The following is a 25,070-nucleotide window of genomic DNA, read 5'->3' as shown; positions in this document are numbered from 1 at the left end:
CGCAGCGGCATGACGACAGGTGGCGTGAGCCTGTGCACAGGTCCCATCTGCCAAACCTCGAACAATGGCTTTTATTGATAGTCATTTCTATTTAGAATGCCGCCGACCGACACGCCCGCGGCATGGAGCCCATGGACAAGCTGACCCCCCTCTTCGACCCTCTGCAGCGACTGCTGATCACCCCGCTCTGGCAGAGTCTGTCGGGCTTGTTCGATCTCAACGGGCGCCTGGGCTTTGTTTTCCTGCTGATCTCGGGCACCGTCGCCTACCTGCTCTATCTGCGCCGCCGTCGCCAGGGAGATCCTGAAACCCGCAGCTTTCGCCACTTCCTGGGGGGCCGGGCCGTCTGGTTGCACCCCTCGGCCCTGCTCGATTACCAGTACTACCTGGTGCGCGCCCTGCTGCACGTGGCGGTGATCCTGCCTGTCCTGACCCTGCTCCACCCCTGGTTGCTGCAAACCGGGGACGTGCAATCGGCACTGACCCGGCTCTGGGGTGAGCGCCCGAGGCTGGCCGAGGCGAGCTGGCTGATGATGCTCTATGGCCTGGGGGTCTTCCTCATCAGCGACTTCGTCCATTACTGGCTGCACCGCGCCTTTCACAGCCGATGGCTGTGGGAGTTTCACAAGGTACACCACAGCGCGACCATGATGGTGCCGCCAACGGCGAGCCGCATCCACCTGGTGGAGAAGCTGTGCGAGATGCTGGTCAAGGGGAGCTGCCTCGCCCTCTACGGCGGCATCTTCTATTGGCTCTGTGGCGGCACAGTGCGCCCCTACACCCTGTTTGGCATCAGCTACCTGGTGCTCATCTTCAACGCCCTGGCCGCCAACCTGCGCCACACCCACATCTGGCTCTCCTTCGGCCCCAGGCTCGAACACCTGCTCAACAGCCCGGCCCAGCACCAGATCCATCACAGCCGGGATCCCCGCCACTTCAACCACAACTTCGGCACCAATCTCTCCCTCTGGGACTGGTGGTTCGGCACCCTCTATGTGACCAGCAGCCAGCCCGAGCCGCTCTCCTTCGGGGTGGGCCCGAGAGACAACGAACGCTACAGCCGATTAAGTGCCCTGATCCTGCGCCCCTTCCTGGTGACGGTGCGCAAGATTTGGCGTGCCCTGCCCCGCCCCCGCAAGCCGCTGGTGGATTGAGCAAGGCCCCATAAAGCACAACGCCACCCTGAGGTGGCGTTGTTGTTGGCGGACATGGCTCAGGCGCTTTGGCGCAGGGCGCGGATCTGGGCGGCGCCGTTAATCACCGCCTGCAGGGAGGCGTTGACCACGTCACGGCCGATGGCCACCCCGCACATGCGGGTGCCGTCGACACTCAGCAACACATAGGCGGCGGCGCGGGATTCGGTGCCGGCGCTCAGGGCATGTTCGGAGTAGTCGAGCACATCTATGTGCATGCCGGTCTGGCGCTCCCAACCGTTGACCAGGGCCGTGATGGCCCCCTCCCCCTCACCACACAGTTGCAAGCTGCCATCCGGGGTCTGCAGCTCGAGGCGCAGTGTCTCCTGGCCGTCGTGACCCAGCTGGAAGCGGCCGATACGATAACCGTGCAGCGGCTCGAGGTAGTGCTGCTCGAACAGGGCGCGGATCTGCTCCGGGCTGATTTCGCTGCTGCTCGCCTCGGCCTGGGCCTGGACCCGGCGGCTGAAGTCGATCTGCAGCCAGCGTGGCAGTTGCAGGCCGAGGTCGCGCTCCAGCAGATAGGTGACCCCTCCCTTGCCGGACTGGCTGTTGATGCGGATCACCGCCTCGTAGCTGCGACCGAGATCGGCAGGATCGATCGGCAGATAGGCCACGTCCCAGTAGGCATCGGGCTTCTCGGCCGCCAGGGATTTGCGGATGGCGTCCTGGTGGCTGCCGGAGAACGCCGTGTAGACCAGCTCGCCAGCATAGGGGTGGCGCGGGTGCAGGGCTATCTGGGTGCAGGCCCCCACGGTCGCGACGATGGCATCCATGTCAGAGAGATCCAGCTCGGGATCGATGCCCTGGCTGTAGAGGTTCATGGCCATGGTGACTATGTCCATGTTGCCGGTACGCTCACCGTTGCCAAGCAAGGTGCCCTCGATGCGATCCGCCCCCGCCAGCACCGCCAGCTCGGCCGCCGCCACCCCGCAGCCCCGATCGTTGTGGGTATGGATGGAGATGCTCACCTCGGGGCGCGCCCTGAGGTGGCGGCAGAACCACTCCACCTGATCCGCGAACACGTTGGGGGTGCTCACCTCCACGGTGGCGGGGAGGTTGAGGATCATAGGGCGGGAGGCCGATCGCCACTGGTCGATGACGGCGTCGCACACCTCGACGGCGAACTCCACCTCTGTGCTGCTGAAGCTCTCGGGGGAGTACTGGAAGCTCCACTCGGTGCCTGGGTTGCGGGCCGCGTATTCCCGTACCCAGCGCGCCCCCTGCACGGCGATGGCCTTGACCCCTTCCCGCCCGGTGTTGAACACATAGTTGCGCTGGGTCGGGTTGACCGAGTTGTACACATGAACGATGGCCCGCTTCGCCCCCTTGAGGGACTCGAAGGTACGGGCGATGAGATCTTCCCGGGCCTGCACCAGCACCTGGATGGTGACATCGTCCGGAATGAGATTGCGCTCGATGAGTTCGCGCACGAAGTCAAAGTCCGGCTGGGAGGCGGCCGGGAAGCCCACCTCGATATGCTTGAAGCCGACATGGGTCATCAGCGCCCACATCTGCAGCTTCTGGGCCACCGTCATGGGCTCGACCAGCGCCTGGTTGCCGTCGCGCAAGTCCACGGCGCACCAGAGCGGCGCGCGCTCAAGCACCCGGTTGGGCCATTGCCTGTCCGCCAACGCAATGACGGGGGCCGGGCGGTATTTGCGATGATCGAAGCTCATATTCAGATTCCCTTGGCAGATATGCTGAGGCGCCAGGCGACCGGGCAGGTAACAGAGGGTGCAAGGAGGGGGAGCGGGCTGGCGCGATAACGCTGGCCCTGACTGGAGGTGCGGCGGTAACCTCACAACCGGTTTCCATTTGCCCCTTCTGGTGGAAGGGGCCGACCAGGCTGGCGCGATAACGCCGGCCCTGATCCTCTCGCAACCCTCTGACACTGAATGCTTGCCGGTGCGGACGACCTTGTTTGCTCACGCATGTGATGAGAAACCAGTATAGGGAGACGCTCGGGGTGAGTGATTGCGAAGATTGTTGCCAATGGCATAAAATAGGCAATTTATGATTGAAATTAACTAATTAAAGGGAGTTTATCACCTTTCATTCTCGCTATTGACGCCATCTCGTGCATGAGAGGGCGATGCCCCGGGATCTGCCGGCCCCGTAAAAAGAAACACCCCGCCATCGCTGGCGGGGTGTTGTCAGGCTTGCATCCAGGGCCGTAAGCCGCCCTGGCCGCACGCACCTTAGCGGTGCTTGACCCTGTGGTGCAGCTCCTGCACCGAGTTCACGTTGGCGGTGGCATCGACGCTGATGGCCATGCAGGTGGCGAAGGCCGCGTGCAGCGTGGTGGTGTAGGCCACCTTGTGCTGCAGGGCGCCGCGGCGCAGCTGCTTGGAATCCTGAATCGCCTGACGGCCCTCGGCGGTGTTCACTATGTAGGTGTACTCGCCATTCTTGATGCGATCCAGAATGTGCGGACGGCCCTCATGCACCTTGTTCACCAGACGCGGGTTGATGCTCGCTTCACCCAGGGTCACCGCGGTGCCGTGGGTGGCGTCGAGCTCATAACCCAGCTCCAGCAGCTTGGCGGCCAGGTTCACCACCCGCTCCTTGTCGCCGTGACGCACGGAGAGCAGGGCGCGACCTTCGCTCGGCACCTGATGGCCAGCACCCAGCTGGGCCTTGGCGTAAGCCTCGGCGAAGCTGCTGCCCACCCCCATCACCTCGCCGGTGGAGCGCATTTCCGGCCCCAGCAGCGGATCCACACCCGGGAACTTGGCAAACGGCAGCACCACTTCTTTGACCGAGTAGTAGGGCGGGATGATCTCGGTGGTGAAACCTTGATCCTTCAGGCTCTGACCGGCCATGACCCGAGCGGCGATCTTCGCCAGCGGCGCACCGGTGGCCTTGGAGACGAAGGGCACGGTTCGGGCGGCACGCGGGTTCACCTCGATGAGGTAGATCTCGTTGTCCTTGACCGCGAACTGCACGTTCATCAGACCGACCACGCCGAGCTCCAGCGCCAGCTTGCGCACCTGCTCGCGCATCTCGTCCTGGATGGCCTTGGACAGGGTGTAGGGCGGCAGGGAGCAGGCGGAGTCACCGGAGTGGATACCGGCCTGCTCGATGTGCTCCATGATGCCGCCGATGACCACGTCCACGCCGTCACAGATGGCGTCCACGTCCACCTCGGTGGCGTCGTCGAGGAAGCGGTCCAGCAGTACCGGCGACTCGTTGGAGACGCTCACGGCTTCCGCGAAGTAGCGGCGCAGATCCTGCTCGTCATAGACGATTTCCATGGCGCGGCCACCCAGCACGTAGGAGGGGCGAACCACCAGCGGGTAGGTGATGCGCTCGGCGGTCAGCACAGCCTGCTCCAGGGCAGTGACGGTGCCGTTTTCCGGCTGCTTAAGGCCTAAGCGCTCGACGGCGGACTGGAAGCGCTCGCGGTCTTCGGCGCGGTCGATGGCGTCCGGGCTGGTGCCGATGACAGGCACGCCGTTCGCTTCCAGGGCGCGAGCCAGCTTGAGCGGAGTCTGACCGCCGTACTGGACGATGACGCCCTTGGGGTTTTCGACGCGCACGATTTCCAGCACGTCTTCCAGGGTCACCGGCTCGAAGTAGAGACGGTCAGAGGTGTCGTAATCGGTGGAGACGGTCTCCGGGTTGCAGTTGACCATGATGGTCTCGTAACCGTCTTCGCGCAGGGCCAGGGCCGCGTGCACGCAGCAGTAGTCGAACTCGATGCCCTGACCGATACGGTTCGGGCCACCACCGATGATCATGATCTTGTCGCGGTTGGTCGGGGCCGCTTCGCACTCCTCGTCATAGCTGGAGTACATGTAAGCGGTGTTGGTGGCGAACTCGGCGGCGCAGGTATCGACCCGCTTGTAGACCGGGAAGATGTTGTGGCGGGCACGGGCCTTGCGCACCTCGCCCTCGGCCACGCCGAGGATCTTGGCCAGACGCGCATCGGCAAAGCCCTTGCGCTTGAGGGCGCGCAGGAAGTCGGCATCGAGACCGGCCATGCCGCGCTCTTTGACCTCTTCTTCCAGCTTCACCAGATCTTCAATTTGCACCAGGAACCAGGGGTCAATCTTGGTCAGCTTGAAGATACCGTCCATGGAGAGACCGGCGCGGAACGCATCGGCGATGTACCAGATGCGGTCGCAACCGGCATCCTGCAGCTCGTGGCGGATACGGGTCAGGGAGTCGGGGGTATTGAGATCCACCATGGGGTCGAAGCCGGTCTTGCCGGTCTCGAGGCTGCGCAGCGCCTTGTGCAGGGACTCCTGGAAGTTGCGGCCAATGGCCATCACTTCACCCACGGACTTCATCTGGGTGGTGAGACGGTCGTTGGCACCGGCAAACTTCTCGAAGTTGAAGCGCGGGATCTTGGTCACCACGTAGTCAATCGCCGGCTCGAAGGAGGCCGGGGTACGACCGCCGGTGATGTCGTTCATCAACTCATCCAGGGTGTAACCGATGGCGAGCTTGGCGGCAATTTTGGCGATGGGGAAACCGGTCGCCTTGGAGGCCAGCGCGGAGGAGCGCGACACCCGCGGGTTCATCTCGATGATGACCATGCGGCCGTCTTTGGGGTTGATGCCGAACTGGACGTTGGAGCCGCCGGTCTCGACACCGATCTCGCGCAGCACCGCCATGGAGGCGTTGCGCATCAGCTGGTACTCCTTGTCGGTCAGCGTCTGGGCTGGCGCGACCGTGATGGAGTCACCGGTGTGAATACCCATGGGGTCGAAGTTTTCGATGGCGCAGACGATGATGCAGTTGTCGTTGCGATCCCGCACCACTTCCATCTCGTACTCTTTCCAGCCGATCAGGGACTCATCGATGAGCAGTTCCTTGGTCGGGGAGAGATCCAGGCCGCGCTCGCAGATCTCGACGAACTCTTCGGTGTTGTAGGCAATGCCGCCACCGGAGCCACCCATGGTGAAGGAGGGACGGATGATGCAGGGGAAGCCGACCATCTGCTGCACCTTCCACGCCTCTTCCATGTTGTGGGCGATGCCGGCGCGTGGGCACTCCAGGCCGATGCTCTTCATGGCGATGTCGAAGCGACGACGATCTTCCGCCTTGTCGATGGCATCGGCGGTGGCACCTATCATCTCCACACCGAACTCGGCCAGCACTCCGTGCTTCTCCAGATCCAGCGCGCAGTTGAGCGCGGTCTGGCCACCCATGGTGGGCAGCACGGCATCGGGGCGCTCTTTCTTGATGATCTCGCGCACCACTTCCCAGGTGATGGGCTCGATGTAGGTGGCGTCCGCCATCTCGGGGTCGGTCATGATGGTGGCCGGGTTGGAGTTCACCAGGATGACGCGGTATCCCTCCTCGCGCAGAGCCTTGCAGGCCTGGGCGCCGGAGTAGTCGAATTCGCAGGCCTGACCGATGACGATGGGGCCGGCGCCGAGGATCAGGATGCTCTGTAGGTCGTTACGTTTTGGCATGGCTCTCTTTATCCTCTTAGGCGCGATACTGCTTAATCAATTCAATAAAGTGGTCGAACAGACCGGCACAATCGTGGGGGCCCGGGCTCGCTTCAGGGTGACCCTGGAAGCTGAAGGCTGGACGATCGGTGCGATGGATGCCCTGCAGGGAGCCGTCGAACAGGGAGACGTGAGTGGCACGCAGGCACTCCGGCAGGCTGTTCTCGTCCACCGCAAACCCGTGGTTCTGGGCGGTGATCATGACGGTGTTGTCGTCCAGGCTCTTCACCGGGTGGTTGGCACCGTGGTGACCGAACTTCATCTTGACGGTCTTGGCGCCGGAGGCCAGACCCAGCAGCTGGTGACCCAGACAGATGCCGAACACCGGGGTATTGGTGCCGAGGAAGGTCTTGATGGCCTCGATGGCGTAGTCGCATGGCTCGGGGTCACCGGGGCCGTTGGAGAGGAAGATGCCATCCGGGTTCAGCGCCAGCACCTCGGCGGCCGGGGTCTTGGCCGGCACCACGGTCAGGCGGCAGCCGCGGTCCACCAGCATGCGCAGGATGTTGCGCTTGACGCCAAAGTCGTAGGCCACCACGTGGTATTTCAGCTCATCTGCGGCCGGGGTGACGTGCCCCTTGCCGAGCTGCCAGCTACCCTCGGTCCAGGCGTAGGACTCGCTGACGGTCACTTCCTTGGCCAGATCCATCCCCTTCAGACCGGGGAAGGCGCGGGCCTGGCTCAGGGCATGGGCTTCATCGAGTTGCTTGCCGGCCAGGATGCAGCCGGCCTGGGCACCCTTCTCCCGCAGGATGCGGGTCAGTTTGCGGGTGTCGATGTCGGCGATGCCAACGATGTTGTGAGACTTGAGGTAATCGGAGAGGGATTGCTGATTGCGGAAATTGGAGGCAAGTATCGGAAGGTCCCGGATGATCAATCCCTGCGCGTGGATTTGACTGGACTCTTCATCTTCGCTGTTGGTGCCGGTGTTGCCTATATGGGGGTAAGTGAGGGTGACTATCTGACGGGAATAAGAGGGATCGGTGAGGATTTCCTGATAGCCCGTCATCGACGTATTGAAAACCACTTCACCAACGGAACATCCCTCGGCGCCTATCGACACGCCTTTGAACACAGTTCCATCTTCCAGCACTAGCAATGCAGTGTGATTCAAGACAACCTCCAGTTATTTAGCTTTAAATTCAGCAATTTACCTGGGTGTTGCGGGTCCGGACGCTGTTTGAAACAGGGCTCAAACCCGGCAGATTTCTGGCAAATTGGGCGCATTCTACTTAAAAACGATCTCATTTCAACGTCTTTTCTCGTTTGAAATGCATCTAAATTCAATAAACAAGCAACATTACCCATTATCTATGCACTAAGGCGCTTTGCAACCCCCTCCCCAAAAAGAAAAGCCAAAACCCGAAACAAAAGCACCCACCCATGCCACCCGACAGACAAAAAACGATATTTTATCGTTAATAAACAGATGAATACGAATTTAAAAAACAAACAACTCAAGCCAAAAAGTGCCATTTGGCGATAGAAAACTGACTACTAAAAATAGAAAACGTTTTTCTTTGATTGCATTTTTAGTCTGTTTGACTTGATGTAAGAAAAGCAGACTACAGGGAAGATTGAGACCCAATCCCGTTACCCTCTGATGACATTTTTGTCGCAGGAGTGTGGCGCAGAAATAGGAAGGGGAAGATTTAGGCTGGTTCACCACAAAAGCGGTGCTTAACGCTTATTTTTACAAAAACCATAAACAAAACCCCGGCGAGCCGGGGTCTGACAACCAGATCGGAGAGAGGAGAGCCCTGGTCGGGCTCCCGCTACACCCTATTTGAGGTCGAGTACGTCCTGCATGTCGTAAAGACCCGCCCCCTGCTGGCCGAGCCACTTGCCTGCCCGCACGGCGCCATTGGCAAAGGTCAGGCGGCTCGAAGCCTTGTGGCTTATCTCCACCCGCTCGCCGATGTCGGCAAACATGACGGTGTGCTCCCCCACCAGATCCCCGGCGCGGATGGTGGCAAAGCCGATGGTGTTGCGATCCCGCTCGCCGGTGATCCCCTCGCGGCCATAGACGGCGCACTCTTTGAGATCCCGGCCCAGGGTTTTCGCCACCACTTCCCCCATGGAGAGCGCGGTGCCGGATGGCGCATCCACCTTGTGTCTATGGTGCCCCTCGATGATCTCGATGTCGGTGTACTCCCCCATCACCTTGGCGGCCTGCTCCAGTAGCTTGAACACCAGGTTGACGCCGACCGAGTAGTTGGACGCGAACACGATGCCGATCTGCTCGCCCGCCTCGTGCAGCGCGGCCTTGCCTGCGTCGTCGAAGCCGGTGGTGCCTATCACCATCTGCTTGCCATGGGCCAGGGCGAAGGCCAGGTTCGCCAGGGTCACCTCGGGACGGGTAAAGTCGATGATGAGATCAAACTCATCGCGCACCTTGTCCAGGCTGTCGCTGATGACGACCCCAAGCCGGCCCAGGCCATTGAGTTCACCCGCATCCAGGCCTATCACGGCAGAGCCAGGTCGCTCCAGCGCCGCACCGACCACCACGCCCTCGGCGTTGGTGATGGCCTCCAGCAGCACCTTGCCCATACGACCATTACAGCCCATCACGGCCACACGGATCGGATTGTCCATCTCCACCCTCTCATCTCTTTATTTTGGAAAGAGACCGTTTTACCAGCCCGCGCCGGCTTTGAAAAGCCCTCCGTGGCCGCCGTCTCGGCGCCGCCATATCAACAATAAATATCTGCAAAGTCCGAATAATTGACGGATTTAATCAGCACATCAGAATCACAAAAGAAAAAGACTTATCCATCTGGACGTCTATCTTGACCGAATGCCCCCGACTCACTACTGTAAGCCCCCCATAGCGGCAGGATGCCTACCCTGTGTCCGAACATACTCGGGCCAACACAGGCTGCGACAGGAGGTCATTGTTCAAGTTTCGAGGAACACATGATCCAGACCCAACCCAGTGCCAGAGCCCTGCTGCCCCTTCTGGTCTTTCTTGCTCTCTTCATCGGTACCGGCACCTGGCTGACCCTGCAGGGGGTCGAGTTTGCCTTCTACCAGCTGCCCGCCCCCGTGGCCGCCCTGCCCGCCGTCATGCTGGCGCTGATGCTGGGCAAGGAGGGCTTCAACAAGAACCTTGAAACCTTCTTCAAGGGGGTGGGTGACAGCAACATCATGGCCATGTGCCTCATCTATCTGTTGGCGGGCGCCTTCGCCACCGTGGCCAAGGCCACCGGCGGGGTGGATGCCACCGTCGCTCTCGGCCTCTCCCTGATCCCGGGCTGGTTCCTGCTGCCGGGGCTTTTCCTCATCTCCGCCTTCATTGCCACCGCCATGGGCACCTCCATGGGCACCATAGGGGCAGTGGCCCCCGTGGCCCTCGGTGTCGCCCAGGCCACCGGCATCGATCCCGTGCTGATGGCGGGCACCATTCTCTCCGGCGCCATGTTCGGCGATAACCTCTCCATCATCTCGGATACCACCATAGCGGCGACCCGCAGCCAGGGCTGCGAGATGAAGGACAAGTTCCGCGAGAACGTCAAGATTGCCGCCCCCGCCGCCGTGCTGGTGATCCTGCTCTACCTGCTGCTGGGCTCCACCGGTGAGGCCCCCGCCGCCAACGCCAGCGCTGACCTGCTCAAGGTGATGCCCTACCTGCTGATCCTGGTGCTGGCGCTCGGTGGCATGAACGTCTTCGTGGTGCTCGGCCTTGGCATCCTGGCCGCCGGTGGCGTTGGCATGATCGGAGGCTATCCCCTCGGCCAGTTCAGCAAGGACATCTACCAGGGCTTCACCAGCATGCAGGAGATCTTCCTGCTCTCCATGCTGATCGGCGGCCTCGGCGCCCTGATGGAGCGCCAGGGGGGGCTGGCCTGGATCAGCGCACGCATCGCGGCCCTGATCGCCCGCTTCACCCGTGCCCACGACGGTGAGCAAAACGAGAAGGCGGCCGAGCTCGGCATCGCCGGTGTGGTCGGCTTGACCAACCTCTGCACCGCCAACAATACGGTGGCCATCATAGTCGCCAGCAAGGTGGCCCGGGACCTGGCGGAGCAGCACGGGGTCACCCCGCGCCGCGCCGCCTCCATGCTGGACATCTTCTCCTGCGTGGTACAGGGTCTCATCCCCTGGGGCGCCCAGGCGCTGCTGCTCGGCTCCATCTTCGCCCTCTCACCGCTCTCGGTCGTGAGCATGAGCTTCTACCCCATGGCGCTGGCCCTGGCCGCCCTCGTCGCCGTCTTTATCAAGCATCAGGTGCGCGGCGGCGCCGATAATCGACAAGTCGCCTGATCATCACCTTCTACCACTGAGACCTGGGGCTGGCCGCCATAGTCGCGGCGTTCGTCAAGCACCAACTGCGCTGCGGTGGCCGAGCCGTCGGCGCAGGCCTAAGCAACTTCATCTGGCCGGGGACGATCCCGTCGTCCCCGGCCAGATCCCGGCACCGTCCCTTCCCCGCTTTTCATCCCGATGGCCCCTTGTTAAGGTAACCCAGCCCTTTAGTTCCACCACAGGAGCCCCCATGTCCGATACCCAGCCCGAACGCCAAAGCCTGCGCCAGCTCATCCGCCAGCGCAGAAAGAGCCTGAGTCAGGCCGAGCAGCAGGCGGCGGCCCAGCAACTGGTCACGCGCTTCCAGGAACACCCCGAGATCCAGGGGGCCAGACGCATCGCCCTCTACCTGGCCAATGACGGCGAGCTCGATCCCCTGCCCGCCATTCACTGGCTCTGGAGCCAGCGCAAGGAGGTCTACCTGCCGGTGCTGCACCCCTTCACCCCGGGTCACCTGCTCTTCTTGCGCTACACCGCCACCAGCCCCATGACCCGCAACCGCTATGGCATCGCCGAGCCCGAGCTCGATGTGCAGCAGGTGCTGCCCCACAGCATGCTGGATCTCATCTGCACCCCGCTGGTGGCCTTCGATGCCGAGGGCAACCGGCTCGGCATGGGAGGCGGCTATTACGATCGCACCCTGGCCTGCTGGCACGAACACGGGCTGGGCCCAAGGCCGCTGGGTCTTGCCCACGACTGCCAGCAGGTGGAGTCCGTGCCCCAGGCGCAGTGGGACGTGCCGCTTCCCCAGATCATCACCCCCGCCCGCTGCTGGCGCTTCTCCTAGCAAGTTTTGCCCTGCTGCCGGGGGGCTGGCCCCTCTTCCCCCGCCCCTCGGCTCAATAAACAGGCAAACGATTTACATCTTGGGGCTTTTTGCCCCGGAACGTGACCGCCATGGTCGCTCTGGGCAGGATGCTTGGATATAATGCGCCCGCTTTTTCCATAAGGATCCATCATGACTCAAGATGAAATGAAGAAGGCGGCCGGTTGGGCTGCGCTCAAATACGTGGTACCCGGCACCATAGTCGGGGTGGGCACCGGCTCTACCGTCAATCACTTCATCGACGCACTGGCGACCATGAAGGACGAGATCAAGGGCGCGGTATCGAGCTCCATCGCCTCTACCGAGCGCCTCAAGGGGTTCGGCATCCCGGTGTTTGACCTCAACGACATCGATGCCCTCTCCGTCTACGTGGATGGCGCCGACGAGATCAACGGGACCCGCGACATGATCAAGGGGGGCGGCGCCGCCCTGACCCGCGAGAAGATAGTCGCGGCCGTGGCCGATCAGTTCATCTGCATCATCGACAACACCAAGACAGTTGAGGTGCTGGGCCAGTTCCCGCTGCCGGTGGAGGTGATCCCCATGGCCCGTGAATACGTGGCCCGCGAGATCAGGAAACTGGGTGGCAACCCGGTGTGGCGTGAGGGTGTGGTGACCGACAACGGCAACATCATCCTGGACGTCAAGGGCATGGCCATCACCGATGCCAAAGGGCTGGAAGTGCAGCTCAACGCCATCGTGGGCGTGGTCACCAACGGCCTGTTCGCCCATCGCGGCGCCGACGTGGTATTGATTGGCACGCCAGAGGGCGTGGTCACGCAATAAGGCTGACTGCGGGAGGGAACGCGGGTCGCCAGACCCCCATTATTGCCCCCGCGAATGGACAACGGCGCCTGATGGCGCCGTTTCTATTTATCCCTCAATGGCTTGTAGCAACATCGCTGCAAAAAACGTTGATAACTTCAAAGAATTTGACTTTCGTCACAAATATTCCCTCTCCCAAACGTTTTTGCTACTTTACGGTTTTCTTCACACTGCAAGCCTGAGCGCATTTTTCAAAACAATAGAGGGAACGTCATGACAGCCAAGTTTTCGCTGGACAAGGATAAGATCAAGGTACTGCTGCTGGAGGGAGTGCATCCCAACACGGTGGAGACCTTTCGGGCAGCCGGCTACACCAATGTTGAGTATCTGAAGACCTCCCTGTCGGAAGAGGATCTGGTCGAACGTATTCGTGACGTGCATTTCGTGGGCCTGCGTTCACGCACCCAGATCACCGAGAAGGTGCTGGATGCCGCCAGCAAACTGGTCGCCATCGGTTGCTTCTGCATCGGCACCAACCAGGTTTCCCTGGATGCCGCCCACGTGCGTGGCATCCCCGTCTTCAACGCCCCCTTCTCCAACACCCGCTCCGTGGCCGAGCTGGTACTGGGGGAGATACTGCTGCTGCTGCGCGGCATCCCCGAGAAGAACGCCAAGTGCCATCGCGGCGTCTGGGAGAAGCTCGCCAACCGTTCGGTGGAAGCCCGCGGCAAGAAGCTCGGCATCATCGGCTACGGCCACATCGGCACCCAGCTTGGCATCATCGCCGAGATGATCGGCATGAAGGTCTACTACTACGACATCGAGAACAAGCTCTCTCTGGGCAACGCCATCCAGGTACCGAACCTGGTGGAGCTGCTCAACATGTCTGACGTCATCAGCCTGCACGTGCCGGAGACCGCCTCCACCAAGGATCTCATCGGTGCCGAGCAACTGCGCATGATGAAACCGGGCGCCATCTTCATCAACGCCTCCCGCGGTACCGTGGTGGACATCGATGCCCTGGCCGACGTCATCAAGAGCGGTCACCTCTCGGGCGCCGCCATCGACGTCTTCCCGAGCGAGCCCAAGTCCAACGACGAGGAGTTCCTGACCCCGCTGCGCGGCCTGGACAACGTGATCCTGACCCCCCACATCGGCGGTTCGACGCAGGAGGCCCAGGAGAACATCGGTCTGGAAGTGGCCAACAAGCTGGTCAAGTACTCAGACAACGGCTCCACCCTCTCCGCCGTCAACTTCCCGGAAGTCTCCCTGCCGGGTCACAAGGGTTCCAGCCGCCTGCTGCACATCCACCGCAACCAGCCGGGCGTGATGAACCAGATCAACCAGATCTTCGCCGACGAGGGGATCAACATCGCCGGTCAGTACCTGCAGACCAGCAGCGAGATCGGCTATGTGGTGATCGACGTGGAAACCGAGCACAGCGAGAAGGCGCTCTCCCGTCTCAAGGAGATCAACGGCACCATACGTGCCCGGATCCTGCACTGATGCCCTGAGCCCAGCGCCTGGTCAGCAAAAAGCCCGTCTAAATGACGGGCTTTTTTATGCAAGGAGAAAGGTTGCTCTCGCAAGCTACCACCAGCCGAGCAGATTGCGGCCAATCAAGGCGCCCCACACCAGGGCATTGAGGGCCAGCGCGATGAAGACGGCGGCGGAGCCGAGATCCTTGGCGCGCCCCGACAGCTCGTGATGCTCGGAGCCGATGCGATCCACCACCGCCTCGATGGCGGAGTTGAGCACCTCGACGATCACCACCAGCCAGCTGATGCAGATGAGCAGCAGGATCTCGTTGAGGGAGTTGCCGAGCCAGCCGGCCAGCGGCATCAGAGCCAAGACGAGCACCAGCTCCTGGCGGAAGGCCGCCTCGTTAATCCAGGCCGACTTGAGACCCTTCATGCTGTAACCGGTTGCGTTGATGATGCGGGTAACCCCGGTCGCGCCTGGCTTTGCCACGATAACTACCTCATTTGAAATGGCTTTTAGGCTCACATCCTATCAGAGCCGCCCAAGGTTTCCATCGGGAGAGTTTTGCTTTATTTTATTCCCTTGCATTTCGGCATCCCGCCCCCTTATTCACTCGAGAATTGAGTCGTATGTCCATTCACACCGATGAATTGCGCACCCGTCGCCTGGAGTCCCTGATCACTCCGAGCGAGCTGGCGCACGCCTTCCCGTTAAACGACACCGTCGCCCAGAACCTGCTGGATGCCCGCCACGATGTAGAAGCCATTCTGGCCGGTGAGGATCAGCGTCTGCTGGTCATCGTCGGCCCCTGCTCCATCCACGACCCGGCCGCCGCCCGCGAATACGCCCAGCGCCTGAACACCCTGCGCGAGCAATACAAAGAGAGCCTGTACATAGTGATGCGCACCTACTTCGAGAAGCCGCGCACCATAGTGGGCTGGAAGGGGCTCATCAACGATCCGCGCCTCGACGGCAGTTTCGACGTGAACGAGGGGCTGAAGCTGGCCCGCCAGCTGCTGGTGGACATCAACGAGATGGGCATGCCCACCGCCACCGAATTCCTCGACATGGTGACCGGCCAGTACATCAGCGACCTCATCACCTGGGGCGCCATAGGCGCACGCACCACAGAATCCCAGGTGCACCGCGAGATGGCCTCCGCCCTCTCCTGTCCGGTGGGCTTCAAGAACGGCACCGACGGCAACACCCGCATCGCCATCGATGCGGTGCGCGCCGCCCGCCACAGCCACATCTTCTATTCCCCGGACAAGGACGGCAAGATGACCATCTACCGTACCGCCGGCAACCCCTATGGCCACGTGATCCTCCGTGGCGGCCACAGACCCAACTACGACACCGCCAGCATAGACGAGGCGTGCGAAGCGCTGGCCGACGTGGGCCTGCCCGAGCGGCTGGTGGTGGACTTCAGCCACGGCAACAGCATGAAGGATCACCGTCGCCAGCTGCAGGTGGCGCAGGATATCTGCGATCAGCTGCGCCGCGGCCGCACCGGCATCGCCGGCATCATGGCCGAGAGCTTCCTGGTGGAAGGGCGGCAGGACGTGGAGAACGGCTGCGCCGTCACCTTTGGTCAGAGCATCACGGATGCCTGCCTCTCCTGGGGAGATACCGAGACCCTGCTGGCCATGCTGGCCGAAGCGGCCCAGGTGCGGTTGGAGAAAACCCACCAGGGTTAACGGCTGCGTCATCCTCCTTCGGCCAGAGCATCACCGATGCCTGCCTGTCCTGGAGCGACCCGAGACCCTGCTGGCCATGCTGGCCGAAGCGGCCCAGGTGCGGTTGGAGAAAACCCACCAGGGTTAACGGCTGCGTCATCCTCCTTCGGCCAGAGCATCACCGATGCCTGCCTGTCCTGGAGCGACCCGAGACCCTGCTGGCCATGCTGGCCGAAGCGGCCCAGGTGCGGTTGGAGAAAACCCACCAGGGTTAACGGCTGCGTCATCCTCCTTCGGCCAAAGCATCACCGATGCCTGGCTGTCACGGGAAGACACCGAAACCCTGCTGGCCATGCTGGCCGAGGCGGCGGCTGTGCGTCTAAGCAAACAGCTGGTTTGAACAACTAAACGTTCTGTTCAGCGATACAAAGGGCCAGACATCCCGGATGTCTGGCCCTTTGATTTTCCCGGTAAACGTTGAGTCTCAGGGCTGGTTAGCCGCTTCGCGCTATCCAGCCCGGGCGATCCTTCTCCCTTCTCCCCTCGCGGGAGAAGGGTCGGGGATGAGGGGGTAGCCTCACAGGCTCGGCATAAACCAGACCCGACCGGCCGACTCGACGCGATCCGTCCTGATCTGGAACACCCGCTCCAGCAAGGCTTCGTCGATGACCTCGACGCCCCCCTCGCTCACCACCCGGCCCTGTTGCAGGCAGAGGATGCGATCCGCCCAGTCGATGGCCAGGTTGATGTCGTGGATGGCGATCACCACCAGCAGGCCTTGCCGGGAGAGGCGCTTGAGCAGCCGCAGCAGGGCCAGCTGATGGTGCAGATCCAGCCCAGCCAGGGGCTCGTCCAGCAGCAGCACCCGTCCATCGGGGTTGAGGCCGGGCCACAGCTGCAGCAGGGTGCGGGCGATCAGCACCCGCTGCTGCTCACCGCCGGAGAGGCGGCTGAAGTCCCGCGCCAGCAGGGCATCCAGCTCGAGCGCGGCGCAGATCTCGGCCACCGCCCGACCCTGTGAGGCCGGCAGCCCCCCCTCCTCCAACCCCAGGCTCAGCACCTGGAACACCGGGATATGAAACAGCTGGGGCTGGCGCTGGGGCAGCATGGCGCGGCGCCTGGCAAGCTCGGGCCAGCTCAGGTCAGTGAGCACTTCCCCCCCCAGCAGCACGGCGCCTTCGGCGGGCAGAATGCCCGCCAGGGCACCGAGCAGGGTCGACTTGCCGCTGCCGTTGGGGCCGAGCAGGGCCACCAGCTGGCCCCCGGCCCAGGCGAGATCCAGGGGGGCGAGCCGCGCCGGGATCCCGAGGGCCCGCGCCTCCAGCAACCAGAGGGGATCGGGAGAGGACTTAACGGGAGACATCGGCATCTTGCCTCAGCAGCAGGTAGATAAAGAGCGGCGCCCCGACCGAGGCGGTGATGACGCCGATGGGCAGCTCACCGGCACTAAGGGCCGAGCGAGCCACCAGATCGGCGCCAAGCAGCAGGGCGCCCCCGCCGAGCGCCGAGGCGGGCAGCAGGAAGCGCTGATCGCTGCCGCCGCACAGCCGCAGCAGGTGGGGCACCACCAGGCCGACGAAGCCGATGACACCGCACAGGGACACCGCCACCCCGGTGAGCAGGCAGACCGCCAGCACCAGCCGCACCCGCATGCGGTCCACGTTCATCCCCATCAGCCGGGCCTGGGTCTCCCCCAGCAGCAGCTGTTGCAGTGCCCGGCCCTGCCAGCAGAGCCAGCCCAGGGTCAGCGGCAGCACCAGCCACCACCAGGCGAGCTGCTGGCTGCCATAGGAGAGGCTGCCCATCATCCAGAACATGAATTCCCGCAGGGAGCCGTCGTCGGCAAAATACATCAGCCAGGTCATGGCCGCATTGGTGAGAATGCCGATGGCCACCCCGAACAGCAGCAACCGGGTGTGGCCGAGCCGGGCCCGGCGTGCCAGGTGGATGAGCAACATGGTGACCACCAGGGCGCCGCCGAAGGATGCCAGGGACAACCCCCAGCCCGGCAGGTAGACGCCGAGGGACTTGGCTACCGCCATCGCCACCATGGCGGCGAGACCCGCCCCGCTCGAGACGCCGAGCAGGCCGGGCTCGGCCACAGGGTTATGCAGCATCACCTGCAACACGGCGCCACCACAGGCGAGCGCCGCCCCCGCCAGCAGGGCCAGCAGGGCGCGCGGCAGGCGCAGCTCCAGCAAGATGCGCAGCTCCAGCTCCCCGAGCGGCTGCCAGGGCAGCAGCACGAACTCCCCCAGGGCAAGGGAGAGCAGGAACAGGGACAGGACCAGCAGCGACAGGGCGAACAGCCAGTGGCGCTGCCAGCGCTGCTGGCGGTGGATGAGAGCGAGATACACGCGGGATCCCCGAAATGAGACAGCTGCCACCCCCGAACCGGGGCCAGCAGGAAAGCTGCATGATAACAGCGCGTTACCACCCAAGGTCAAGGCTGGTAAGGCTTGGCCAGCGTCGCTATCTCGCCACTCTCCACCATGGTCTGCAACGCCTGGGCCAGTGCAGGCGCGAGCTCATGGTGGGGTGAGTGCTTGCTCATGCCCAGATAGAGCACCACGGGATGGGGTGGACGATAGTCCGCCTTGATGAGACCGGCCTCGTTGTGCTGGCTCAGGGCGTAGTCCACCTGGCAGTCGGTGCCAATCATCAGCGGCAGATGGCCCCGCTCCACCATGCGCTGCAACTGATCCTCGGTAGGCACCCCGTGCTTGTCGAGCCGGCTGTCATCGTCGAAGGGGGAGAAATAGGCGGAGTTGAGCACATAGCCAATCTCTCGGCCGCGCAGATCCTCGTAAGTTTTCAGGGTGGCCACCGCAGCCGCCTTGCCGTAGAAGGCCGGTCGGCACTGGTAATAGGCCGGTTGCAGGTAATCGATGAAGGCCGCCCGCTCTTGCGTGTGGGCCAGCCCTATCATCAAGTCCGCCTGACCGGTCTGCATCTGCTTGAGCGCCCGTCCCCAGGGCACCCGCTTGAGGGTGAGCGCTATGCCGCTGTGAGCCTGCAGCTGGCGCAGAATGTCGATGTCCAGACCATGGAACTCGTCGTTCTGCGCGAGCATGCGAAACGGGGGCCAGACATCGGTCACCACCGTCAGGGTCGGCGCACCGTTTGCCATCGCGGTAACGGGCGCCATGCAGGCAAACCACAGACCAAGCACTCCCCAGCTTGTCTTGCCCATCCAGCCTCAACCTTCTATTGTCACATCCTTGTGGCATAAAAATACCCGCAAGCCCCACTTATGGAAACCCATGGTGTCGAGATAAAATGCATTGATTTCAAAGGAGAACCTAATGAACCCTATCATGACCAGTATCGGTCTGCTGATCTGCAGCAACGTCTTCATGACCTTCGCCTGGTATGCCCATCTCAAGAGCATGAACCACAAGCCCTGGATCATCGCCGCCCTGGTGAGCTGGGGCATCGCCCTGTTCGAATATCTGTTGCAGGTGCCCGCCAACCGCATCGGCCACACAGTGCTGACGGTCGGCCAGCTCAAGATCCTGCAGGAGGTGATCACCCTCACCGTGTTCGTGCCCTTCTCCATCTTCTATCTGAAAGAGGATCTGAAGTGGGACTACCTCTGGGCTGGCCTGTGCATCCTGGGCGCGGTGTTTTTTGTGTTTCGCGAGAAACTGACCGGTGCCTGAGGCTGTACACTCAAGCACATTGATCCCCCATCCCTTTGAGTGACGAGGCAACACATGGAATTGCGAGACATGCTACAGATCCTGGCCAAGCAGGATGGCTCCGACCTCTATCTCTCCACCGGCGCCCCCCCCTGCGCCAAGTTCAACGGTGCCCTGCGCCCCCTGAACGAGGTCCCGCTCGAGCCGGGCGAGGTGGCCAGGATCGCCGCCGATCTCATGGACTCGGAGCAGAAGCAGCAGTTCGAGAAAGAGCTGGAGATGAACCTCGCCATCTCCCTGCCCCAGATAGGCCGCTTTCGGGTCAACATCTTCAAGCAGCGCAACGAGGTCTCCCTGGTGGCGCGCAACATCAAGACCGAGATCCCCCGCTTCGAGGACTTGAAGCTCCCCCCGGTGCTGCTCGACACCATCATGGAGAAGCGCGGCCTGGTGCTGTTCGTCGGCGGTACGGGCTCGGGCAAGTCCACCGCCCTCGCGGCCCTCATCGACCATCGCAACCGCAACAGCGGCGGCCACATCATCACCATTGAGGATCCGGTGGAGTTCGTCCATCGCCACCGCAAGAGCATCATCAACCAGCGGGAGGTGGGAGTGGACACCCGCAGCTTCCACGCCGCCCTGAAAAACACCCTGCGCCAGGCACCGGACGTCATCCTCATCGGTGAAATTCGCGACCGGGAGACCATGGAGCATGCGCTGGCCTTCTCGGAGACCGGGCATCTGGCCATCTCCACCCTGCACGCCAACAACGCCAACCAGGCGCTGGACCGCATCATCAACTTCTTCCCCGAGGAGCGCCGGCCCCAGCTGCTCAACGATCTTGGCAACAACCTCAAGGCCTTCGTCTCCCAGCGGCTGGTGAAGACCACCGAGGGCGGCCGCCGGGCGGCGGTGGAGGTCATGATCGGCACCCACACCATTCGCGATCTCATCAAGCGCGGCGAGTTTGGCGGCCTCAAGGATATCATGGAGAAATCCAGGGCCCTTGGCATGGTCACCTTCGACAGCACCCTGTTCGATCTGGTGGTGGAGGGGGTGATCGACGAGGAGGAGGCGGTCAAGAACGCCGATTCCCAGAACAACCTGCGCCTCAAGATCAAGCTGTGGAAGGAAAAGGGGCAGATAGGCAACAGTGCGGAGGCCAGCGGCTGGAGCCTGGAGCCCAGCAAGGATGAGAACAACGATATCTTCTAGTCAGGCGCGATCCCTCCCCCGCTGAGCACACAGCCGCCCTCGCGGCTGTGTGCTCAATGACCGCGTGGCCGATGCCTCTCCTCTGCACTCACCTCTTTGCCCTTCATCCGGCCACAGGTGAGCCATCCCCCCGAAGCAATGACGCTCGCCACATAAATGACAAAAAAATCAACTTAAGCCCAAACCCTGCCATCAATGTGGTTGAAAACCCTTTCAAACGGGCCTCAAAAGAGGCACCATTGATGAGGTATATCAATAAAGGGGTATTCAATGTTGTTACAACCAGCCAACACAGCAAGGTCCAGACAGTTATTGAACGAGACCATGGCGTTGGTGTTAGCCGGGGGGCGAGGCAGTCGGCTCCAGCAGTTGACGGACAACAGGGCAAAACCGGCCGTGCATTTTGGCGGCAAGTTCCGCATCATCGACTTCGTCCTCTCCAACTGCATCAACTCCGGGATCCGCCGGATCGGCGTGGTCACCCAGTACAAATCCCACAGTCTGCTGCGTCACCTGCAATCGGGATGGTCCTTCCTGCGCTATCAGATGAACGAATTCATCGAACTGCTGCCGGCCCAGCAGCGCATTGACGAAGTCAGCTGGTATCGCGGCACCGCCGATGCAGTCTACCAGAACATGGACATCATTCGCGAGCACGGCCCCAAATACGTGGTGGTGCTGGCGGGGGATCACATCTACAAGATGGATTACGCCGCCATGCTGCTCGATCACGTCAACCTGGGCAGCCGGGTGACCGTGGCCTGCATCGAGGTGCCGCGCCGCGAGGCCCGCGCCTTTGGCGTGATGGCGGTGGATGAGAGCCGCAAGATCAACGCCTTCGTCGAGAAGCCCGCCGACCCGCCCGCTATGCCGGGCAAGCCCGACACCGCGCTGGCCTCCATGGGGGTCTACATCTTCGACGCCGACTACCTCTACCAACTGCTGGAAGAGGATCTCGCCAACGAGCAGTCCCACCACGACTTCGGCATGGACGTGATCCCGCGGGTGGTCAAGGAGGGTACCGCCTATGCCCATCCGTTCAGCCTCTCCTGCGTCGGCTGCTGCCCTCAGAAGCGTCCCTACTGGCGCGACGTGGGCACGGTGGACTCCTTCTGGGAGGCGAACATGGATCTCGCCTCGGTGACGCCCGAGCTCGACATCTACGATCAGGACTGGCCCATCTGGACCAGTCAGAGGATGACGGCCCCCGCCAAGTTCGTGCAGGATCAAAACGGCCAGCACGGCATGACCATCAACTCCCTGTTCGCCGGTGGCACCATCGTCAGCGGCTCCTTCATCGTGAGCTCTGTGCTGTTCACCAACGTGCGGATCGACTCCTTCTGCACCCTGGATCAGGCGGTGATCTTCCCCGGGGTCGAGATCGGTGCCGGCTGCCGGTTGCGCCGGGTGGTGATCGACAAGGGCTGCACCCTGCCCGAAGGCCTGGTGGTGGGCGAAAATGCCGATGAGGATGCCCGCCGCTTCTACCGCTCCGAGCAGGGCATAGTGCTGGTCACCCAGGAGATGCTGGCCAGGCTGTGATGGCCCGGATGGGCCCTCCCCGCCAAGACAGCAAGACAGCCAATAAAGAGACCCGCCATCGGCGGGTCTCTTGTTGTCAGCTGACGCTCTCTGGCGACAGTGCTCAGCGCCGCTGTACCAGGCCTATCCGGCCTGGCTCGCACCACTCGAACATCACCTCCTCGCTCTTGCCGCAGCAACTGCCGCCGCACACCCGGGTCTCCCGCTTGGTGACGCGGCCCTTGCGCATCCAGACGCCGAGCATGGCCTCCACCGCATCCTCCGAGGTGTGGAAGTGGCGTGCCAACTCCCGCCGGCTCACCCTCTGCTGCGCCGCCAGATAGTCACCCAGCTCTCGCAATATCATGGCGTGACCTCCCCCTGATGGGTCAATCTGCTCTTCTGCGCCGTCACAGGGTCACCACCTTGCGGGCGACGATGTCCCCGTGGCGGCGGCCAAGCCACCACAGCAGCACCAGGGAGATCCCGTAGCTCAGGGTCCAGAACAGGCTCTGCTCGGGGTGAGCGGCGAAGGTCGCCAGCTGATAGAAGAGGGTGGCGCACATGAAGGCCATGTAGTTGCACCAGGCGGCGGTGAACAGGGCCCATTGACGGCCGGTCTCCCGTACCAGGGCGCCCATGGCGGCGGCACAGGGCATGTAGAGCAGCACGAACAGCAGGTAGGCAAAGGCACCGGCCGCCCCGTCGAAGTGGGTCTGCATGTTGCCATAGGTGGAGGTGTCCACCTCCTGGGCCTCGGCGGCCGCCTGCTGATCCGCCAGCTCCCCGACCCTGAGCCCCATGGGATCGGCGGGATCGATGTCCGCCAGGTTCGCGGGAATGGTGGCCAGCGCCTCCTTCAGGCTGCCCAGCAGGGAGTATGCACTCGCCTCCTCGTCACCGGCGCCGCCGGCGTAGAGGCTGTTGAGGGTGGCGACCACCGCCTCCTTGGCGAAGATGCCGGTCAGGATGCCGACCGTGGCCTGCCAGTTGTCGTCACGGATACCGATGGGATGCAGCACCGGCGTCACCGTCTGGCTGAGCTGGCTCAACACCGAACGCTCCTGATCCTGGTTGCCGAAGCTGCCGTCGGTACCGAGCGAGTTGAGCACGCTCAGCACCGCCACCATCAGCACTATGGTCTTGCCCGCGCCGAAGATGAAGCCCTTGAGTTTTTGCCAGGTACGCAGCCCCACGTCCACCGGACGGGGCCACTCGTAGTCCGGCATCTCCATCACCATGGAGTCGCTCTTGCCCGGCAGCAGGGTGCTGCGCAGGAAGAGGCCGGTGAGCACAGCCACCAGGATGCCGAGCAGGTAGAGACCAAACACCAGGTTCTGGCCCGATTCGGGGAAGAAGGCCACCGCGAACAGGGCATAGACCGGCAGCCGGGCGCCGCACGACATGAAGGGTGCCATGGCCGAGGTCATCAGCCTTTCGCGCTCCGAGCCCAGGGTGCGGGTCGCCATCACCGCAGGTACGGTGCAGCCAAAGCCCATCAGCATGGGAACGAACGCCTTGCCGGGCAGCCCGAGGCGGCGCATCAGGGCATCCACCACGAAGGCGGCGCGGGCCAGGTAGCCCGAGCTCTCCAGCACGGCGAGGAACAGGAAGAGGCAGCCCACCACGGGGATGAAGGTCGCCACGGTCTGCAGACCGGCGCCGACGCCGTCCGCCAGCACGGCTCCCAGCCAGTCGGGGGCCGCAGCCAGCCCCAGCAGGTGGTGCACCCCGTCCACGAACAGGGCGCCCCCCAGGATGTCGAAGAAGTCGATGAAGGCGCTGCCCACCTTGATGGCGAACATGAACATCAGGTACATCACCAGCAGGAAGAAGGGGATGCCCACCCAGCGGTTGAGCAGCGCCCTGTCCAGCCACTCGCTCTGGGCGACCGTGAGCTTGCCCTGCTGACGGCACGCCTGCTGACTCCAGTGATGGATGTGGCCATAGCGCAGATCAGCCAGTTGCAGATCGATGTCCTGGGCGTGGTGGGCACGGCTGACCACGTTGCCAGCCGCCGCCTGCTGACCCGCCGCCAGGGTCTCCTGCATGGCGATGTCCTCCTCCAGCAGACGCAGGGCACGACCACGGTCGCTGAGGTGATGAGGAGCAAGCAGGCTCTCGAGCTCGGCGATGTCGGCTTCCAGCGGCTGGCCGTAATCCAGCACCAGGGCGGGCTGGGGCTGGCCGATGAACCGGTGGATCTGCTCCTTGAAGGCCGCCACCTGCTGGCGATTGTGGGCCGACAGCGACACCACGGGGCAACCGAGCGCCTGGCCGAGCAGCCCCTCGTCTATGGTGATGCGGCGCTTTTGCAGCAGATCCATCTTGTTGAGCACCACCACCATGGGCAGGCCCAGCTCCCGCAGTTGCAGGGTGAGATAGAGGGAGCGCTCCAGATTGGCGGCGTCGATGACGTTGAGCAGCAGGTCCGGCTGCTGGCCCTGCACGAAGCGGCTGGCGATCTGCTCGTCCAGGCTCGCCTCCTGATTGGCCAGGGAGTAGATGCCGGGCAGATCCATCAGGGTATACTCCTGCCCCTTGGCGGAAAATTCGCCCATCTTCTTGTCGACGGTGACCCCGCTCCAGTTGCCCACCTGCTGGCGGGCACCGGTCAGGGCGTTGAACAGCGAGGTCTTGCCGCTGTTGGGGTTGCCGACGGTTACCAGGGAATAGTTCATACCGGCTCCACCTCGATGTGCTGGGCCAGGTTCTTTTGCATGGAGAGGCAGATGCCCTGGCACTGGACCTGGAGCGGATCCCCCAGGGGGGCCGCCCGCAGATAGAGGATCTCGGTCTGGGGCAGCAGTCCCATCACCATCAGCTTGCGTCGCAGGGTGCGGCCAAGCTGGTTCATGTTCTTGATGCGAGCACGCTGCCCGGGCGACAACTCTGTGAGTACCATGACGGGCTCCTGAAGTTAAACAAGAATAATTCGCTTTTAGTGGGGAGGATTATAAGCTGTGCCCCCAACATTTATT

20 protein-coding genes and 1 pseudogene are annotated in these 25,070 nt (G+C 62.7%); 10 read left to right on the top strand and 11 right to left on the bottom strand.

Translation table 11 applies throughout. From position 1 onward, the window contains the following. Window positions 1–131 precede the first annotated feature (131 nt). Window positions 132–1,154: a sterol desaturase family protein gene (locus KI797_RS07670; protein WP_226172372.1), complete on the top strand. Its 1,023-nt coding sequence runs from the start codon at window positions 132–134 to the stop codon at window positions 1,152–1,154. Window positions 1,155–1,213: 59 nt separating this feature from the next. Here KI797_RS07670 and leuA read toward each other — a convergent pair whose 3' ends face one another. The 4 genes from leuA to dapB form a co-directional block, all read right to left on the bottom strand. After that, window positions 1,214–2,872, bottom strand: a complete 1,659-nt coding sequence (gene leuA / locus KI797_RS07665; RefSeq protein ID WP_226172371.1) for a 2-isopropylmalate synthase — start codon at window positions 2,870–2,872, stop codon at window positions 1,214–1,216. Window positions 2,873–3,394: 522 nt separating this feature from the next. Continuing rightward, window positions 3,395–6,619 carry a carbamoyl-phosphate synthase large subunit gene (gene carB, locus KI797_RS07660; protein ID WP_226172370.1) on the bottom strand — a complete coding sequence of 1,075 codons (3,225 nt, stop codon included), beginning with the start codon at window positions 6,617–6,619 and terminating at the stop codon, window positions 3,395–3,397. Between the two features lie 16 nt (window positions 6,620–6,635). Next, complete coding sequence (gene carA / locus KI797_RS07655) at window positions 6,636–7,772, bottom strand: glutamine-hydrolyzing carbamoyl-phosphate synthase small subunit (RefSeq protein WP_226172369.1); 1,137 nt, start codon at window positions 7,770–7,772, stop codon at window positions 6,636–6,638. 668 nt (window positions 7,773–8,440) lie between these two features. Further along, window positions 8,441–9,253: a 4-hydroxy-tetrahydrodipicolinate reductase gene (gene dapB / locus KI797_RS07650; protein ID WP_226172368.1), complete on the bottom strand. Its 813-nt coding sequence runs from the start codon at window positions 9,251–9,253 to the stop codon at window positions 8,441–8,443. 321 nt (window positions 9,254–9,574) lie between these two features. On the opposite strand from dapB, the gene KI797_RS07645 reads away from it, so the two are divergent. The 4 genes from KI797_RS07645 (at window position 9,575) to serA (ending at window position 14,060) form a co-directional block, all read left to right on the top strand. Beyond that, complete coding sequence (locus tag KI797_RS07645) at window positions 9,575–10,921, top strand: Na+/H+ antiporter NhaC family protein (protein WP_226172367.1); 1,347 nt, start codon at window positions 9,575–9,577, stop codon at window positions 10,919–10,921. A 232-nt stretch (window positions 10,922–11,153) separates the two neighbouring features. Then, window positions 11,154–11,750 carry a 5-formyltetrahydrofolate cyclo-ligase gene (locus KI797_RS07640; protein ID WP_005328071.1) on the top strand — a complete coding sequence of 199 codons (597 nt, stop codon included), beginning with the start codon at window positions 11,154–11,156 and terminating at the stop codon, window positions 11,748–11,750. 171 nt (window positions 11,751–11,921) lie between these two features. Next, complete coding sequence (rpiA, locus tag KI797_RS07635; protein WP_005328069.1) at window positions 11,922–12,575, top strand: ribose-5-phosphate isomerase RpiA; 654 nt, start codon at window positions 11,922–11,924, stop codon at window positions 12,573–12,575. Between the two features lie 252 nt (window positions 12,576–12,827). Beyond that, window positions 12,828–14,060 carry a phosphoglycerate dehydrogenase gene (gene serA, locus KI797_RS07630; RefSeq protein WP_043130189.1) on the top strand — a complete coding sequence of 411 codons (1,233 nt, stop codon included), beginning with the start codon at window positions 12,828–12,830 and terminating at the stop codon, window positions 14,058–14,060. Window positions 14,061–14,144: 84 nt separating this feature from the next. On the opposite strand, the gene KI797_RS07625 is transcribed toward serA, so the two are convergent. Continuing rightward, the gene (locus tag KI797_RS07625) at window positions 14,145–14,525 is read right to left on the bottom strand and encodes a diacylglycerol kinase (protein ID WP_005328065.1); all 381 of its coding nucleotides are present in this window, start codon (window positions 14,523–14,525) and stop codon (window positions 14,145–14,147) included. 140 nt (window positions 14,526–14,665) lie between these two features. Here KI797_RS07625 and KI797_RS07620 point away from each other — a divergent pair, with 140 nt between their 5' ends. Together KI797_RS07620 and KI797_RS21205 are read left to right on the top strand one after the other, a co-directional pair. Beyond that, window positions 14,666–15,733: a 3-deoxy-7-phosphoheptulonate synthase gene (locus tag KI797_RS07620; protein ID WP_226172365.1), complete on the top strand. Its 1,068-nt coding sequence runs from the start codon at window positions 14,666–14,668 to the stop codon at window positions 15,731–15,733. Between the two features lie 135 nt (window positions 15,734–15,868). After that, window positions 15,869–15,987: pseudogene (locus tag KI797_RS21205) on the top strand (3-deoxy-7-phosphoheptulonate synthase); the annotation flags it as partial. Window positions 15,988–16,289: 302 nt separating this feature from the next. Here KI797_RS21205 and KI797_RS07615 read toward each other — a convergent pair. The 3 genes from KI797_RS07615 to KI797_RS07605 all read right to left on the bottom strand — a co-directional run bounded on the left by KI797_RS07615 (window position 16,290) and on the right by KI797_RS07605 (window position 18,905). After that, complete coding sequence (locus KI797_RS07615; RefSeq protein WP_226172363.1) at window positions 16,290–17,075, bottom strand: ATP-binding cassette domain-containing protein; 786 nt, start codon at window positions 17,073–17,075, stop codon at window positions 16,290–16,292. Then, window positions 17,062–18,069, bottom strand: a complete 1,008-nt coding sequence (btuC, locus tag KI797_RS07610; protein WP_226172361.1) for a vitamin B12 ABC transporter permease BtuC — start codon at window positions 18,067–18,069, stop codon at window positions 17,062–17,064. The genes KI797_RS07615 and btuC overlap by 14 nt, the downstream gene beginning before the upstream one ends. Before the next feature lie 86 nt (window positions 18,070–18,155). After that, window positions 18,156–18,905 carry a substrate-binding periplasmic protein gene (locus KI797_RS07605; RefSeq protein WP_226172359.1) on the bottom strand — a complete coding sequence of 250 codons (750 nt, stop codon included), beginning with the start codon at window positions 18,903–18,905 and terminating at the stop codon, window positions 18,156–18,158. 112 nt (window positions 18,906–19,017) lie between these two features. Here KI797_RS07605 and KI797_RS07600 point away from each other — a divergent pair, with 112 nt between their 5' ends. The 3 genes from KI797_RS07600 to glgC all read left to right on the top strand — a co-directional run bounded on the left by KI797_RS07600 (window position 19,018) and on the right by glgC (window position 22,110). Next, window positions 19,018–19,374: a DMT family protein gene (locus KI797_RS07600; RefSeq protein ID WP_005328056.1), complete on the top strand. Its 357-nt coding sequence runs from the start codon at window positions 19,018–19,020 to the stop codon at window positions 19,372–19,374. Between the two features lie 54 nt (window positions 19,375–19,428). Then, window positions 19,429–20,568 carry a type IVa pilus ATPase TapW gene (tapW, locus tag KI797_RS07595; RefSeq protein ID WP_226172358.1) on the top strand — a complete coding sequence of 380 codons (1,140 nt, stop codon included), beginning with the start codon at window positions 19,429–19,431 and terminating at the stop codon, window positions 20,566–20,568. Window positions 20,569–20,838: 270 nt separating this feature from the next. Next, window positions 20,839–22,110, top strand: coding sequence for a glucose-1-phosphate adenylyltransferase (glgC, locus tag KI797_RS07590; RefSeq protein WP_041205992.1), 1,272 nt, complete (start codon window positions 20,839–20,841; stop codon window positions 22,108–22,110). Between the two features lie 103 nt (window positions 22,111–22,213). On the opposite strand, the gene KI797_RS07585 is transcribed toward glgC, so the two are convergent. Genes KI797_RS07585 through KI797_RS07575 form a run of 3 tightly spaced genes read right to left on the bottom strand, consistent with a single transcriptional unit; the run spans window position 22,214 to window position 24,994 of the window. After that, a complete protein-coding gene (locus tag KI797_RS07585; protein ID WP_205642018.1) occupies window positions 22,214–22,456 on the bottom strand; it encodes a FeoC-like transcriptional regulator in 243 nt (80 codons plus the stop codon). Window positions 22,457–22,499: 43 nt separating this feature from the next. After that, complete coding sequence (gene feoB, locus KI797_RS07580; protein ID WP_226172357.1) at window positions 22,500–24,770, bottom strand: Fe(2+) transporter permease subunit FeoB; 2,271 nt, start codon at window positions 24,768–24,770, stop codon at window positions 22,500–22,502. Continuing rightward, window positions 24,767–24,994 (bottom strand): FeoA family protein, encoded by a 228-nt coding sequence (locus tag KI797_RS07575; protein WP_226172356.1) that lies wholly within the window; start codon window positions 24,992–24,994, stop codon window positions 24,767–24,769. Before KI797_RS07575 ends, feoB begins: the two co-directional genes overlap by 4 nt. Window positions 24,995–25,070 lie beyond the last annotated feature (76 nt).

This window comes from Aeromonas media (genome assembly GCF_020423125.1).
Classification (GTDB): Bacteria; Pseudomonadota; Gammaproteobacteria; order Enterobacterales; family Aeromonadaceae; genus Aeromonas; species Aeromonas media.
Note: the sequence above shows the minus strand (reverse complement) of the source record. Positions and strands in the feature narration are given on the sequence as shown.